This is a genomic window from Sphingomonas sp. P4_G2 (genome assembly GCF_056401155.1).
Genome location: NZ_JBFUJY010000006.1, coordinates 244,800 through 261,041, shown reverse-complemented (window position 1 = coordinate 261,041; position 16,242 = coordinate 244,800). Strand labels below are relative to the sequence as shown.

6 protein-coding genes are annotated in these 16,242 nt (G+C 65.5%); 4 read left to right on the top strand and 2 right to left on the bottom strand.

Going from position 1 to position 16,242, the window contains the following annotated elements; genetic code table 11:
- Nucleotides 1–262 precede the first annotated feature (262 nt).
- A complete protein-coding gene (locus tag AC1DRD_RS17800; protein ID WP_478042389.1) occupies nt 263–8,002 on the top strand; it encodes a hypothetical protein in 7,740 nt (2,579 codons plus the stop codon).
- A 144-nt stretch (nt 8,003–8,146) separates the two neighbouring features.
- On the opposite strand, the gene AC1DRD_RS17795 is transcribed toward AC1DRD_RS17800, so the two are convergent.
- Nucleotides 8,147–9,373, bottom strand: coding sequence for an MFS transporter (locus AC1DRD_RS17795; protein ID WP_478042387.1), 1,227 nt, complete (start codon nt 9,371–9,373; stop codon nt 8,147–8,149).
- A 143-nt stretch (nt 9,374–9,516) separates the two neighbouring features.
- On the opposite strand from AC1DRD_RS17795, the gene AC1DRD_RS17790 reads away from it, so the two are divergent.
- Nucleotides 9,517–11,640, top strand: coding sequence for a glycoside hydrolase family 65 protein (locus tag AC1DRD_RS17790; RefSeq protein ID WP_478042385.1), 2,124 nt, complete (start codon nt 9,517–9,519; stop codon nt 11,638–11,640).
- 2 nt (nt 11,641–11,642) lie between these two features.
- Entirely contained in the window at nt 11,643–12,311 is a 669-nt protein-coding gene (pgmB, locus tag AC1DRD_RS17785) for a beta-phosphoglucomutase (RefSeq protein ID WP_478042384.1), read from the top strand.
- Here pgmB and AC1DRD_RS17780 read toward each other — a convergent pair.
- The gene (locus AC1DRD_RS17780; protein WP_478029556.1) at nt 12,302–13,282 is read right to left on the bottom strand and encodes a LacI family DNA-binding transcriptional regulator; all 981 of its coding nucleotides are present in this window, start codon (nt 13,280–13,282) and stop codon (nt 12,302–12,304) included. The genes pgmB and AC1DRD_RS17780 overlap by 10 nt on opposite strands.
- 403 nt (nt 13,283–13,685) lie before the next feature.
- Here AC1DRD_RS17780 and AC1DRD_RS17775 point away from each other — a divergent pair, with 403 nt between their 5' ends.
- The gene (locus AC1DRD_RS17775) at nt 13,686–16,007 is read left to right on the top strand and encodes a TonB-dependent receptor (protein ID WP_478042383.1); all 2,322 of its coding nucleotides are present in this window, start codon (nt 13,686–13,688) and stop codon (nt 16,005–16,007) included.
- Nucleotides 16,008–16,242 lie beyond the last annotated feature (235 nt).

The window sequence follows — 16,242 nt, the reverse complement described above, 5'->3', positions numbered from 1 at the left end:
CGCCGGCATTCGATCTGTCGACGCAGATCGCGACCATTTTGAGTGAAAACGGCGATCGTTTCTCGCTAAAAACAATATCTTACGCGAAGATAGTGACCGCCATAACCCCTAGAGTCGCTGCGTTGGATAAGTTCGTGAATTGTCGCATTTAGCCAATAGCGGCGAATAATCATGAAGTATTAGACCAGCACACACGGACGATTGCCTAATCGTGCGGCCTTTGGGTCGTGCGTGCTAAGTCCGCGCAACAGAGGGGAATAATATGACACGCACACCGTATTCGTCGGGCCGTCTTCCTTTCGACTCCAAGGTGTCATCCTCGATAGCCGCACGCCGCCGCAATCTGCGCTCGCAGGCGAGCCGGCTGACGTTGCGCTCGACCGTCGCGGCGGCGGCTTTTGTCGGCCTCGGCGTGTTCGCGCCTAGCGAGGCCTGGGCGCAATGCGCCGTCGGCTTCGACACGGTGACGTGTGCCGATACGTCCACGACCGACACGACCTTTCCGGCCAACCCGCCGGTCGATCGCAATTACCAGGGCATCCTCCCCACCCCGATCGTCGTCACCGTCAACAGCGGAGCAACGATTAGCGGCAACGGGCTCGCTTTCACGAACAATGGAACGGGCGGCATCACGGTCAATAATGGCGGCACGATCAGCGTCGATGCGGGTAATACGCCGACCGCGGGCGGCACCGCGGCGCTATCGCTCACTGCGCTTGGCGGGCCGATCGTCTATACCGGCGGCGACATCGTCAACAACGGCAACGGCAACGCGCTTGATGCGAGGCAGAGTGGCGGGGTCGGCTCGGTCAGCATCACCGCCGGCAACATCTTCGCCGCGGCCGGCGAAGGCATCACGGTTCGCGACGTTGCCACCAGCACGGGGATCGACATCACCACTAACGGCACCGTCACCGCGCTGACCGCCGGCAAGGACGGCATCGACGCGCAGAGCTCGTCGCAGACCGGCAACATCACCGAGATCGCCAATGGCAACATCCAGGCGGGCAATGCCGGCATGGTGGCGGCGATTCTCAATGCCGCGGGCACCGGCAATATCGATGTGACCGCCAACGGATCGATCGATGCGCGGTTCGGTATCGATGCGGAGAATTTCGGGTCGGGTACCACCAGTGTCACTACCGTGGGCCCGGTCAATGTCACGACGGGTAACGGCATCTTCGCGCTGACGACCGGCGGTAACGTCACGGTCAATGCGGGGGATGTCACCGCGGCCAGCAACACCGCGATCATCGCGCAGCAGACCAAGGTCGCCGGTGTGGGCAATGTCGATGTGACCGCGGGCAACGTCTCGGGCACGACCGGCATCGATGCGCACAATTTCGGCACGGGCACGGTCAGCGTGACGGCCAATGGCACGGTGACCGGCACGGCGGCCGAGGGCATCAAGGCAGTCGGCAACGACGCGGTGACCATCTCGGTCGCTGACACGGTGACGGGCGCGACGCGCGGCCTGAGCCTGGTTGGCGGGACTGGCGGCGCGGGCAATATCAGCGTCACCGGGACCGGCGGGTTCGTCGGCGGCACTGGCGACGCGGCGAACATCCTCAACAACGGCTCGGGCAATGTCACGGTCGACATTTCCGGCGCGAGCAGCTCGGCCGGCGGCGAGGGCATCTTCGTTCGCGATACGGCCGCAGGCGGCAATATCAGCGTCACCACCGGCGCAGTGACTGCGCTGACCGCGGGCAAGGACGCGATCGACGTTCAGGCGCAGACGCTGACCGGCAATGTAACCGAGGTCGCGAACGGCGACATCAATGCGGGCAATGCCGGCATGGTGGCGGCGATCCTCAACGCGGCCGGCACCGGCAATATCGACGTGACCGCCAACGGCTCGATGACGGCGCGGTTTGGCGTGGACGCCGAGAATTTCGGGTCGGGCAATACGACGGTCACCACCGTCGGCCCGGTCAATGTGACGACGGGTAACGGCATCTTCGCGCTGACCACCGGCGGCAACGTCTCGGTTACCGCGGGCGACGTCACCGCGGCCAGCAACACCGCGATCATCGCGCAGCAGACCAAGGTCGCGGGCGCGGGCAATGTCGATGTGACTGCGGGTAACGTCTCGGGCACGACCGGCATCGATGCGCACAACTTTGGCACGGGCACGGTCAGCGTGACGGCCAATGGCACGGTGACGGGCACCGCCGCCGAGGGCATCAAGGCAGTCGGCAACGACGCGGTGACCGTGACCGTTGCCGATACGGTGACCGGTGCGACGCGCGGCCTCAGCCTGGTTGGCGGCACTGGCGGCGCGGGCAACATCAGCGTCACCGGCACCGGCGGGTTCGTCGGCGGCACTGGCGATGCGGCGAACATCCTCAACAACGGTTCGGGCACCGTCACGGTCGACATTTCCGGCGCGAGCAGCTCGGCCGGCGGCGAGGGCATCTTCGTTCGCGATACGTCGATTGGCGGCAATATCAGCGTCACCACCGGCGCAGTGACCGCGCTGACGGCGGGCAAGGACGCGATCGACGTTCAGGCGCAGACGCTGACCGGCAATGTCACCGAGGTCGCGAACGGCGACATCAATGCAGGCAATGCCGGCATGGTGGCGGCGATTCTCAACGCGGCCGGCACCGGCAATATCGACGTGACCGCCAACGGCTCGATGACGGCGCGGTTTGGCGTCGACGCCGAGAATTTCGGGTCGGGCAATACGACTGTCACCACCGTAGGTCCGGTCAACGTAACCACCGGCAACGGCATCTTCGCGCTGACCACCGGCGGCAACGTCTCGGTCACTGCCGGCGATGTCACCTCGACCGGCAACACCGCGATCATCGCGCAGCAGACCAAGGTCGCGGGCGCAGGCAATGTCGATGTGACCGCGGGCAACGTCTCGGGCACGACCGGCATCGATGCGCACAACTTTGGCACTGGTACCGTCAGCGTGACGGCCAATGGCACGGTGACCGGCACGGCAGCCGAGGGCATCAAGGCGACCGGCAATGACGCGGTGACCATCTCGGTCGCCGACACGGTGACCGGCGCGACACGCGGCCTGAGCCTGGTTGGCGGCACTGGCGGCGCGGGCAACATCAGCGTCACCGGCACCGGCGGGTTCGTCGGCGGCACTGGCGATGCGGCGAACATCCTCAACAACGGTTCGGGCACCGTCACGGTCGACATATCGGGCGCGAGCAGTTCGGCCGGAGGCGAAGGCATCAAGGTGCGTGACACCGTGGCCGGCGGCGATATCAGCATCACCACCGGCGCAGTGACCGCGCTGACCGCGGGCATGGACGCGATCGACGTCCAGAGCCAATCGCTGACCGCCAATGTCACCGAAGTCGCGAACGGCGACATCAACGCGGGCAATGCCGGCATGGTGGCGGCGATCTTCCCGGCGGCGGCGACCGGCAATATCGATGTCACCGCGAATGGCGCGATCACCGCGCGCTTCGGCATCGACGCCGAGAATTTCGGCACCGGCAATACGACTGTCACCACCGTCGGACCGGTCAATGTGACCACCGGTAACGGCATTTACGCGCAGACCTCCGGCGGTAATGTCACGGTTACCGCGGGTGATGTCACTTCGACCGGCAACACCGCGATCATCGCGCAGCAATCCGACGCGACCGGCGCGGGTAATGTCGATGTGACGGCGGGCAACGTCTCGGGCACGACCGGCATCTTCGCCAACAACATCGGCACCGGCACGCTCAGCGTGACGGCCAACGGCACGGTGACGGGCACGTTTGCCGAGGGCATCAAGGCGACCGGCAACGATGCGGTGACGGTGACCGTCGCCGATACGGTGACCGGCGCGACGCGCGGCCTAAGTCTGGTCGGCGGGACCGGCGGCGCGGGCAACATTTCGGTCACGGGCACTGGTGGGTTCTTTGGCGGCACCGACGACGGCGCCAACATCAAGAACAACGGCTCGGGCACGGTCACGGTCGACATCTCGGGCGCGAGTGGCTCGACCGCCGGTAACGGCATCATCGTTCGTGACACCGCGACCGGCGGCGACATCAGCGTCACCACCGGCGCGGTCACCGCGCTGGCCCTGGGCAAGAACGCGATCGACGTCCAGAGCCAGTCGCTGACCGCCAATGTCACGGAGGTGGCCAATGGCGACATCCAGGCGGGTAATGCCGGCATGGTGGCGGCGATCTTCCCGGCGGCTGCGACCGGCAATATCGATGTCACCGCGAATGGCGCGATGACGGCGCGCTTCGGGGTCGACGCCGAGAATTTCGGTACCGGCACGACCAGCGTCACCACCGTCGGCCCGGTCAACGTAACCACGGGCAACGGCATCTTCGCGCTGACCACCGGCGGCAACGTCACGGTCACTGCGGGCGACGTCACCTCGACCGGCAACACCGCGATCATCGCGCAGCAGACCAGTGCGGCGGGCGCGGGCATCGTCGACGTCACCGGCGGCAACGTCTCGGGCACCACGGGCATCTTTGCCAACAACGTCGGCACCGGCGCGATCAACGTCACGGCCAACGGCACGGTCACCGGCACGGCGGCCGAGGGCATCAAGGCGACCGGAAACGACGCGGTGACGGTGACCGTCGCCGACGCGGTGACGGGCGCGACCAACGGCCTGACCCTGATCGGCGGCACCGGTGGTGCGGGCAACATCTCGGTCACCGGCACCGGCGGGTTCTTCGGCGGCACTGGCGACGGTGCCAACATCAAGAACAACGGCTCGGGCACGACGACGGTCGATATCTCGGGGGCGAGCGGCTCGACCGCCGGCAACGGCATCATCGTCCGCGATACGGCTGCCGGTGGCGACATCAACGTCACCACCGGTGCGGTGACCGCGCTGACCGCGGGTCAGAACGGCATCGACGTCCAAAGCGTGTCGACCGCGGGCAACCTCACGATCGTGGCGAACGGCGACGTCCAGGCGGGTAATGCCGGCATCGTCGGCGCGATCTTCCCGGCCGCTGCGACCGGCAATATCGACGTCACCGCGAACGCAGCGATCACCGCGCGGTTCGGGATCGATGCCGAGAATTTCGGCACCGGCAATACGACGGTGACGACGGTCGGCCCGGTCAACGTGACGACGGGTAACGGCATCTATGCGCTGGCCACGGGCGGCAACGTCACGGTCAATGCCGGCGACGTCACCTCGACCGGCAACACCGCGATCATCGCGCAGCAGGTCCTGGCGGGCGGCGCGGGCAATGTCGATGTGACGACCAGCGGAACGGTAACGGGTACTTCCGGTATCTTCGCGCTGACCAACGGCACCGGCAACGTGTCGGTCATGGCGGGGGGCGATGTAAATTCGGCCGGCGACGCCATCACCGCGCTCAATAACGGCGCGGCGGTCAATGCCGGCACGCTCAACGTGACGGTCGCCGCGGGCACGACGACGACGTCGACCGCCGGCAACGGCATCCGCACCGATAGCGGCGTGTCGACCGGCCTCACCACGATTACGCTCGACGGTAACGTCATCGGCGCCATCGATGGCGTCAATGCGACCTCCACTACCGGCGGGATTCTGATCAACGGCACCGACGGCTCGGCGACGGGCACGACCGGGAACGGCATCACCGCTTTCTCCCTGACGGGTAACGTCGACATCCTGGCGACGGGATCCGCCACCGGCGGGGTCAGCGGCATTGATGCGAAGTCGATCGTCGGTAACGTGAACATCTCGGGCACCGGAGCCGTCCTCGGCACGACCGGGTTCGGCATCCTGGGCTATAGCGCCGGCGGTAACGTCTCGATCGATACCGCAGGCCCGGTGACCAGCACCGGCGGTGAGGGCATCCGCGGCATGGTCTTCGGCGCCTCGACCGTGGACGTCACGACAGGCGGCACGGTGACCAGCAACGGCATCGGCATCCAGACGCAATCGACGGATGGCATCGCCACGATCACCACCAACGCCGACGTCGTCGCCGACAGCGTCGGCATCCTCGGCAACGTCCTTGGTGCCGGCAGCGTGACGATCAACGCCAATGCCGGCGTCTCGGCCGCCAATGGTGACGGCATCTACGCCCTGCTGCAGGGTGCGGGTGCGGGCACGATCAACGTCAATCAGGGCGTCGGCTCGCTGATAGCGGCGACCGACGGTGTGGGTATCCGCACTGACAGTGGCACCTCGACCGGTGCGACCAATATCGTCATCGCGGGTAAAGTGACGGCGACCGGCGCAGGCAATGCCGGTGTCTGGGCGACCTCGACGGCCGGCGACATCACCGTTGATGTCACCGCCACGGGCAGCATCGATCCGGCCATCGGCATCGGCCTCAACACCGTCGACGGCGCTCTATTGGTCAACAATGCCGGATTTGTCTCTGGAACGACCACCGGCGTGCAACTCATCGCTACGGGCGGCGGCACGGGCGAAATCAACAATTTCGGCACGATCACCGGCGGCACCAATGCGGTCGTCGGCAGCCTCAACAATCGGCCGTTTACGCTCTACAATGCGGGCATCCTGAATGGTGCCGTCAACGTATCGGGCTCGACTGTGGCGATCTCGAACTTCATCAACGCGCCGACTGGCATCGCCAATCTTACCGGCACGTCGGTCTTCGCGGGCAATCTGGTCAATGGCGGCAACGTCAATCTCGGCGCAGGCAGCTCGCTGACGATCCTCGGCAATACCAACAATGCCAGCCGCATCACCTTTGCCGGCGCGGGCACGTTCACGACCGCGGGTTCGATGGCCAATACCGGGATCATCAACGCTCGTAACAACCTCACCAGCAACGTCGTCACTGTCGGCGGCAATTATTCGGGAGGGGGCCAGTTTTGGGCCGACTACAGCACCAATACCGCCACGGCCGATCGCCTGAACATCGGCGGCTCGGCCACGGGCAACACCAATGTCACGATGAACCTGGTCGGTACGCGGTCGTTCGTCCCCGGCGGCTTCCTGCCGGTGGTGACGGTCGCCGGGGCAGCACCCGCTAGTGCCTTTACCTCCAGCACCGTGTTTCCGACCACTGGCTTCATCCTCGACAGCTTCGGGCAGAACCCGTCGAACGTCCATCAGTTCGGCGTGATCCAGGCGGTCAATCCGACCGCGGCCGGGCTCGGCAAGCTCAGCTACATGGCCGAATCGGCGTCGGGCCTGCTCGACGATCCGATCAGCCCGTTCGTGACCAACCGGACCGATGTCGGCGGCACGCGGTTCAGCCTGTGGATGCGCGGCAGCGGCGGGCACAGCAAGCAGACGATCAGCTCCTCGCTGACGGGCGGTGGTCTGAGCTACACCTCGACCACGCAGTTCCGCACCAGCCAGCATGCCGCACAGATCGGCGCCGACATCTCGTTCGGCGGCATCGGCGGCGGCTGGAAGATCAATGCCGGCGTGATGGGCGGCTGGTACGGCGCCTCGGCACCACTCGCAGGCGGCGAGCGGATCAAGGTCGAAACGCCGTTCGTCGGTGGCTATTTGGTGGTCGGCAACGGTGCCTTCGAACTCGAAGGCAACATCCGCAAGGAATGGCGCCATTACACGGTCGCCATGCCGTCGCTGTTCGGCACGGTCGGCACGCAGCGGATGCATGGCGACGCGACGGCGGGCTCGGCCCGGATATCGTACCGGGTCGGCGGCAAGACCGGCTTCGCCGCGACGCCGTTCGCTTCGTTCAATTATGCCGACACCAAGATCGATCCGCTCGCCATCGACGCCTTCAGCGTGTGGACGCCGGGCAGCGATACCACCAAGATCGGCCAGGCGGGCTTGCGCCTGTCCTATCGTGGCGGATCGGAAGCGACGGCGACGTTCGAGCCCTTCATCAGCGCGGCGCGGATGGAGAATTGGTCGCGCAACGACAGTTCGAGCTTTGGGTTCGGAGCGCCGGTCACGACCTTCTCGCTCCAGACCAACACCTGGAAAAGCGCGATGCGCTACTCGGCGGGGCTGCTTGTCAATGCCCATGACAGTCGGGTCTCGGGCTTCGTGGTCGGCAATATCGACGACGACTCGCGGCTGCGCAGCTTCACGATCAACGCCGGACTGCGCTTCAACTTCTAACCGGTGGGGCATCGGCCGCGTCGTGTCTTCGGACACGGCGCGGCCGTATCCGTTTCTATTGGATATTGGATACAGTCATATAAATGACGTTCCGCCGGCGGTGAAATCCACGAGAGCGGCCGATCGTGACGAAACGTTGACTGCCTATCGTACCGTTTTCCGCCGGACCATCGTCGAGGCCACCGCCAGCGCGGCGATCGGGATGAGCAGGACGTAGAAGGCGATCGTTCCCTGGAACATCGCGAAGATATGACCCACGACGAACGAACCGGTCGTCCCACCGAGCGCCGAGAACACCACGATCAACCCGACCATCGCCGGCTGCTCCCGGGGCGCCATCGACGACAGGATCGCCGAATTGAGCGCCGGATAGATCGGCGCCATCATCAGCCCGATCGCCGGGAACAGGAAGGCAGCGATCGGCGCGCCCGCCCAGCTCGTCACCTGACCATGGTGCGCGGCGGCGAGCGGCAGCACGGCGACGATCAGCACCGCCATGCCGACGAGACACCCCAGGACGAGCGGAAACCAGCCGGTGCGCCGCACGATCACGCCAGCGCCCAGTCGGCCCGCGGCCAGGCACACCGCGAAGATCGACGCGGCTTGCACGCTCATCGGCGCCGACAGCCCGAGCAATTCGCGGTTGAAGGTCGGCAGCCACGATCCGATCCCCTGTTCGACCAGGACGTAGCAGAAGATCGCGGCGATGAAGCTGAGGCTCAACGGCCGCCAGGCGAGCGCGACCATCTCGGCGAATTTCTGCCCCGGGCCCTGCGGCGTGGCGGCGGGTTCGTCGACCGCGCTTTCGTCATAGGGCGTGACCGCGAGCAGCACCAAGGCGACGAGGCTGACGGCGGCGAGGACGTAATAGACGTTCAGCCATTGCCGGCTGCCCGGATCGGCGGGATCGATGAAGGCGGCAAAGATCCAATAGCCGCTGAGCACGCCGAGCATGAACACGCCCTCGATCACGTTGAGCAACGACGCATGCCGCGCGCTGTCGTCGGTCAACAGGCCGACGAAACTGTAGACCGATACCTTGGTCACCCCGAACGCGACGCCGACCGCGAGGAACAGCAGGCGTGTAGTCCAGAAACCCGGGAATAAAGGCATCGCCAGGCAGGCGACCGCCACCAATGCGAGCGCGACGATCATCGCGCGCCGCAGCCCGAAGCGCGGCAGCTGCGCCGCCAGCAGGAAGCTGGTGGCCGCGATCGACAGATCCTTGAACCCCTCGAGCGAGCTCGCCGCGACCTTGGTCACGTGGAACGATTCGATCGACTGCAGGATAACGGTGCCGACGCTGTTGAGCAGCACCGCGAACACGGCATAGGTCAATGCCAGTGCGACGATCATCCGGGTCCTGTTCATGCGCCTCCCCTGCCGGGATGCCCGGCTTATTGTCTTGACCATCTCCTATTATGAAATGCATATCATTGGCAATCGGGCGTTTGATCGCCGCATCAGAGAGGAATTGCGTGGGGCGGTCATTACCCGAAGCGTCTTTTGCTGACGTGCGATTTGCGCGCGACGCCTGGCGCCTTGCGGCGGACGGGGATTCCGCCCGGTCGGACCATGTTCCTGCGCTGTTTTCGATCGGCAACGGTTTCATCGGCATTCGCGGCCCGGGCGAGGCGGCGGAAGCGCCCAAAGTCTATCTGAACGGCGTCTATGAACGCGTGCCGATCGCCTATCATGAGGCGGCGCATGGCTATGCCCGCGAAAGCGATCTCCGCCTGGCGGTCGCCGATGCCACCCGGCCGGCGATCCTGGTCGGTGACGTGCCCATCGAAGCGCCACCCAGCGTCGAACTCGATCTCGCCCGGGGCGTGCGCACCGAGACTTTCGCTGGACCGGCCGGGATCGTGTTCGAGCAATTCGTCTCGATGACGGAGACCGCGTTGGTGCTGACGCGAGTCAGCTTCGCAGACGGCGCCGATGTGAACGTGTCGCCGACGATGACACCGCCGCCGGGACGCGGCGATCGGGCCGCCGATGTCGTCAACCATGGCGTTTACGATCCGCGCGTCGCCCCGGTCATGGCCACCAGCCCCTGGGTCGACCCGCAGGTTCATGACGAGCCCGGGGCCGCCATGCGCAGCGATCGGTTGCGCACGAGCGGCTTCGTGGTGGCGTGCGCGATGCGCGAAATCGGGCGTCGGACCGTCGGCGGCCAAGTGCAGATCGACTTCGCCTCGGGCTACCACGCCGGCACTGACGGGCAGGGTGTTGATGCGCTCATCGGGATACTGCGCGCCGCGGCCGAGCGAGGATATGACGCTTTGCTGGCCGATCAGGTCGCCTGGTTCGCGGATTTCTGGGCGGCGAGCAATATCGCCATGCCGGGCCAGCCCCATGCCGAACTCGCCATCCGCTTCGCTTTGGCCGAATTGGCGATGGCGGTCGGGCGCGACGGCAAGACCTCGATCGGCGCCAAGGGGCAGACCGGAGAGGGCTATGAAGGCCATGTCTTCTGGGACGCCGATCTCTACGTCATGCCGGTGTTCGCCTTCACCCATCCGGCGATTGCCCGGGCGATGCTGGCGTGGCGGATTTCCAAGCTTGCCGCCGCGCGCGACAATGCGCGGGCGATGGGGCACGAAGCGGGGGCGCTCTATCCGTGGCGGACGATCGGCGGGCACGAATGCTCGTCCTATTTTCCTGCCGGATCCGCCCAATATCACATCAATGCCGATATCGCTTATGCGCTGGAGACTTATCTGGCGGCGAGCGGCGACCGCTCGCTGCTCGACGCCGGCGGCGCGGCGATGCTGGTCGAGACGGCGCGCATCTGGCTGGCGATCGGCTATCACGACGCGGCGCGCGGCGGCGCTTTCGTCATCAATCGCGTGACCGGGCCCGACGAATATTCGGCGATCGTCAACAACAACCTCTACACCAACATGATGGCCGCGAGGCATTTGCGGTTCGCCGCGCGCGAAGGCCTGGCGGCGTCGCTGATCGACGACGCGGAAGCCGCCCGCATGGTTCGCGCCGCTGATGCGATGCTGCTGGCATATGACGACGAGCGGCAGGTCTATGCCCAGGACGATGCCTATTTCCAGCTCGACCCGTGGCCGTTCGAGGCGACGCCGCCGGCCGCCTATCCGCTGCTGCTGCACGTCCATCCGCTCGCCATCTATCGTCGTTGCGTCTCGAAACAGGCGGATGCGGTGCTCGCTTTGGCGCTGATGCCCGACGCGTTCGATCCGGCGATGCGGCGGCGGATGCTCGATACGTACGAAGCCACGACCGTCCACGATTCGACCCTGTCGGCGAGTGCATTCGCGACCGCGGCGGCGCATGCCGTAGATGGCGCACGGGCCGCGCATTACTGGCGGGTCGCCGCGCTGACCGACCTCAACGATCTGTTCGGCAATACCGATCACGGCCTGCATATGGCGGCACTGGCGGGGAGCTGGACGACCCTGGCGATGGGTTTTGCCGGCATGCGCGTCGACGGTGACACATTGTGCTTCGATCCCGTCGAGATACCGGGGCTGCCCGACTATCGCTTCACCGTTACCTTCCGCGGTGCGCCAGTCGATGTCGCGGTGTCGGGCCGAACCGCCAGCGTGTCGGTGCGCGGCGATCGCACGGTCGCGATCCGCGTCGCCGGTGACGAGCTGGCTGCCTGACCATGGCGTTCCGCGCGGCGATCTTCGACCTCGACGGCGTGCTGGTCGACAGCGCCCGGCTGCATTTCGTCGCCTGGAAACGGATCGCCGACGAGCTCGGCATCGCGTTCGACGAGCATGACAATGAGGCGCTCAAGGGCGTCGACCGCATGGGGTCGCTCGAGCATATCCTGACGCTGGGCAATGTGCCGCTGGACCTCCCGGCGCGAGAGGAGCTCGCGGCGCGCAAGAACGGTTATTATCTCGACGCGCTGGCGACGATGACCGATGCCGACATCTTGCCGGGCGCCACCGCTTTACTGGCGGGCGCCCGCGCCGCCGGACTGTCGCTGGGGGTCGCCTCGGCCAGTCGAAACGCGACGATGGTACTAGAGCGGGCAGGGTTGTCGGGCTCGATCGATTTCGTCGCGGACGCCGCCAGGGTCGCTCGGTCCAAGCCTGCGCCGGACATCTTCCTGGCCTGCGCGGCAGGGCTGGGCATCGCGCCCGCCGCGTGCGTCGGGTTCGAGGACGCCGCGGCCGGGGTGACTGCGATCAAGGCGGCGGACATGGTCGCGATCGGGATCGGCGACGCTGCCATCCTGGCCGAAGCCGACTTGGTGTTCGCCTCCACCGCGGCGGTCGATCTCGACAGGGTGTTGCGACTGGCCCCGGCTGCTTCTCAGGTCTGACGAACGATCAGCCGGGTCGGGAGCACGCTTGATTTCGGCTTCCCGCCATCGAGGATCTGCATCAGCTTTTCGACCAGGATCGCGCCGGCCAGATGGGTTTCCTGTTCGATCGTGGTGAGCGCCGGAGTGAAATCGGCCGCGGGCGGGATGTTGTTGTAACCGCATAGCGAATAATCGGCCGGCGCCTCCAGCCCCAGCTCGCGGAACGCGGCGACGATCGCGATCGCCGCGGTGTCCGAGAAAGCGAACACCGCATCGGGCGGCGGATTGCCGCGCAGCCATGCCAAGGTCTGCTGGTAAGCGGGCGCATAGGCCATATGCTCGACCTCGAGATGCTCGACCGTCACTTCGGGATGCTTGGCGGCGACCGCGCGCAGGCCGTCGAACCGCATCCGGATCTCGGCATGCGCGACATTGCCGACGAACAGCCAGCGTTTGGCGCCGCGCTTGACGAACAGATCGCCGGCCAATTGCCCGCCCAGGCGATTGTCGCTGCCGACCGAGCAATAGGGTTCGGCAGGATCCACGCCACCCCACACCACGAACGGCGCCCCGGCCCGCGCGAGATCGCGCAGCATCGGGCCGCGCACGCCTTGCCCGAGGAAGATGAACCCGTCGGCGACGCGCGAGCTGATCAGGTCGAGATGGCTCTGCACGTCGGTGAGGTTGGAGGGCGAAAGCAAGAGATCCTGGTTGCGCACCGATAAGGCCTCGGACACGCCGGCGAGCAATTCGAAGATGAACGGATCGGCGATCCGCCCGGCGCGATGCGAGCCGAAATCGAGCACGACGGCGACCGTATCGTTGCGCGCCTGACGCAGTTTCTGCGCGTTGCGGTTGATCGCATAGCCATTTTCGCGCGCGACGCGCAGCACGCGTTCGCGCGTCGCTTCATTGACCAGCGGGCTGTTGTTGAGAACGCGCGACACGGTCGGCTTCGACACATTGGCGAGCCGGGCGATATCCCCCATGTTCAGATCCATCGCACGTCGACGCAAAGCTCGGCTCCTCAATCAGCGGGCCGCCGGACAACCATTGAAACTGGTTTCCGACGATCCTCGACGATGCACCGCCCCCGCTCAGCGCGCCCAAAATAGGCTGGTCGCGATCCCCGATGCAACAAGCGCTTTACGCGATGACGGGATAAAGCGCGCGGCACGCCTTTTGTGCCCCGATAGCGGTCTGAAATTTCGTTGCAGGCGCTGTGACATCTCTGCCACATCCGCCACCTATCTCCTTAGGCTATATCGTTGATATATAAGGAACTATTATAATAATACGCTTATGTAACGGTGTATTGAAATGCAATTCATTCGTGTGTAGACCCCGTCCTCAGGCACTTCCCGAGCAGGAAGGCAGCGGCAGGAGAGGATCATGATGGTTTCGCGCAATCGCAATTTCGTTGCTGTGTCGGGGTTCGCACTGGCGATTGCCCTGGCCCATCCGGCCGCGGCGCAGGAGACGCCCGCCGCGGCGCCGGCCGCCGATCCCGCGCAGGCTGCGGACACCGCGCCGCCCGCCGATCTGCCCGACATCATCGTCACCGGCCGCGCCGCGGGTAACGGCATCAACAAGCTCGAAGCCGGCTATTCGGTGACGACGCTGTCGGCGGACGATATCAAGCTCCAGGCGCCGAAGAGCTCGGGCGACGTGCTCAAGTCGATCCCCGGCGTGTGGGTCGAGAGCTCGGGCGGCGTCGGCACCTCCAACATCTTCGTCCGCGGCATCCCGAGCACCGGCGACGCGCCGTTCGTCACGATGCAGTTCAACGGCGTGCCGGTCTATGGATCGAGCAGCCTGTCGTTCATGGATCAGACCGGCATTGTCCGCCTCGACGAAACCGTCGCGGGGATCGAAGGCGTCAATGGTGGCCCGGCGTCGCTTTATTCGGACGGCCAGCCCGGCCTCACCACCAACCTCCGCCTGCGCGAAGGTCATGATCAAACGCAGGGCAGCATCGGCGCCTCGATCACCGACTACAGCGCCTGGCGAGTCGACGGCTGGCTCAGCGGCAAGCTCGCCGACGATCTCTATTATATGGTCGGCGGGTACGTGTCGCGCGGTGACACGGTGCGCAGTGCCGGCTTCAACACCGAGCGCGGCCAGCAGATCACCGCGAACATCACCAAGAAGTTCTCGCACGGCAAGTTCAACATCTTCGCCCGCTACACCGACGATCACGGCGAATGGTTCCTGCCGTTCGCGGCGAACGTGCCCGGCATCGATCGCGGCACGTACAACCAGCTCAACCAATATACGCGTTACGCGACGATCATCTCGCCGGGCTCGGCGGGCAGCGGGGCGACCGAGCGCGTCGACCTGGCCGATGGCCGCGGCTGGAAGGGCGTCGTCACCGGCGCCAGTCTCGATTACGACTTTGGCGGCGGGATCAGTTTCACCGACCGGTTCGGGTTCACCAGCGGCACGCTGCGGACGACGGGGCTCGTCCCGCAAGGCGCGGGTGCGATCACCGTGGCCAATGCGCTCGCGACGGCGGGCAATCCCGGCCAAACGCTCGTCCACACGATCAACACCGGCCAGACGCTCGCGCCGACCGACTATGTGCAGCAATTCGGGTCGTGGTGGGTCGACAAGAAACTCCAGAACGTCTCGAACGAGGCGGTGGTCAATTTCAAGACCGGCCCGAACACGCTCAACCTCGGCTATTATTTCTCGCACTTCACCTCGGACGACGCCTGGAGCCTGGGCGGCAATCGCTGGATGCAAGTGGGCGGCTCGGGCGATCTGGTCGACCTGAACAACGGCGCACTGTCGGCCTTCGCCATTTCGGATCGCGGTCGCGCCACGGTGAACGCGATCTATGTGTCGGATTCGTTCAACATCACCGACGCATTGCGCCTCGACGCCGGCATCCGCCATCAATGGACCGATATCGACTTCCACATCACGGGCAATGGCCTGCCCGATTCGGCGAAGATCAGCCGCGAGGCGACGCCGTGGACGGTCGGACTCAACTATCGCGCGACCCGCAATTTCGACGTCTATGCTCGCGTCTCGCAGGGCTATCACTCGCCATCGTTCGACGATGTCCGCTCGCAACTCGGCAATACCGGACCGCGGCTCGATCTGAACTGGAAAGTGCGGTCGTACGAAGGCGGCGTGAAATATCGTGGCGGCGGGTTCGAAGCGGCGGTGACCGGCTTCTACGACAAGGTCGTCGGCGCGGTGTATAACGATGTCGGCGTGCCGCCGCAGATCGCCGGATCGAAGACCAAGGGTATCGAATTCGACGCGTCGTATCACAGCGCCAGCGGCTTCGGGTTCATCGGCAATGCCGTGCTCGAAGATGCCAAGACCGACACGCCCAACATCCCGGACTTCGACGGCAAGAAAGCGCAGCGTATCCCGTCCTATCAGGTGCGCTTCACGCCGACTTATACCGCGCGCTTCTCGGACAAGTCCGACATCACGTTCTACGGCACGTATGAAGCGATCGGGAAACGGTATAGCGATCTCGCCAATACCCAGTTGCTGCCGGCTTACGCCACGCTGAGCGCCGGGCTGCGCGCGAAGGTGAACGGCTACACGCTGCAGATTTCGGGCGACAACCTGACCAACTCGCACGGCCTGACCGAAGGCAATCCACGCTTCCTTGCCGGCCCGGGCGCTGCGCTTCCCGACGTGCGTCCGATCTTCGGTCGCTCGTACAGGGTGTCGGTCAGCTACGCTTTCTGAGCTGAGCGGGTAATAGCGGAAGGGGCGGCGTCGGAGGACGCCATGTCGTCGCCCCGGCGGAGGCCGGGGCCGCGATGTCGTGATGCGGCCAACGGCCCCGGCCTCCGCCGGGGCGACGGTTTCTTTTTGCGTTCGGGCATCGCAAGGCCTCGTTCGTCGGACCGTGTCGATAGCGAGGGAGCCTGTCGCGCAATACGGCGTTTGAGGGGGCGCCGATCATTTCGATTTGGCCTAT

Excerpts from the sequence above, each read along its gene's own strand:
- pgmB (WP_478042384.1), top strand. The coding sequence starts at position 11,643 with ATGGCGTTCCGCGCGGCGATCTTCGACCTCGACGGCGTGCTGGTCGAC.
- AC1DRD_RS17780 (WP_478029556.1), bottom strand. The coding sequence starts at position 13,282 with ATGGGGGATATCGCCCGGCTCGCCAATGTGTCGAAGCCGACCGTGTCG.
- AC1DRD_RS17795 (WP_478042387.1), bottom strand. The coding sequence starts at position 9,373 with ATGAACAGGACCCGGATGATCGTCGCACTGGCATTGACCTATGCCGTG.
- AC1DRD_RS17775 (WP_478042383.1), top strand. The coding sequence starts at position 13,686 with ATGATGGTTTCGCGCAATCGCAATTTCGTTGCTGTGTCGGGGTTCGCA.
- AC1DRD_RS17800 (WP_478042389.1), top strand. The coding sequence starts at position 263 with ATGACACGCACACCGTATTCGTCGGGCCGTCTTCCTTTCGACTCCAAG.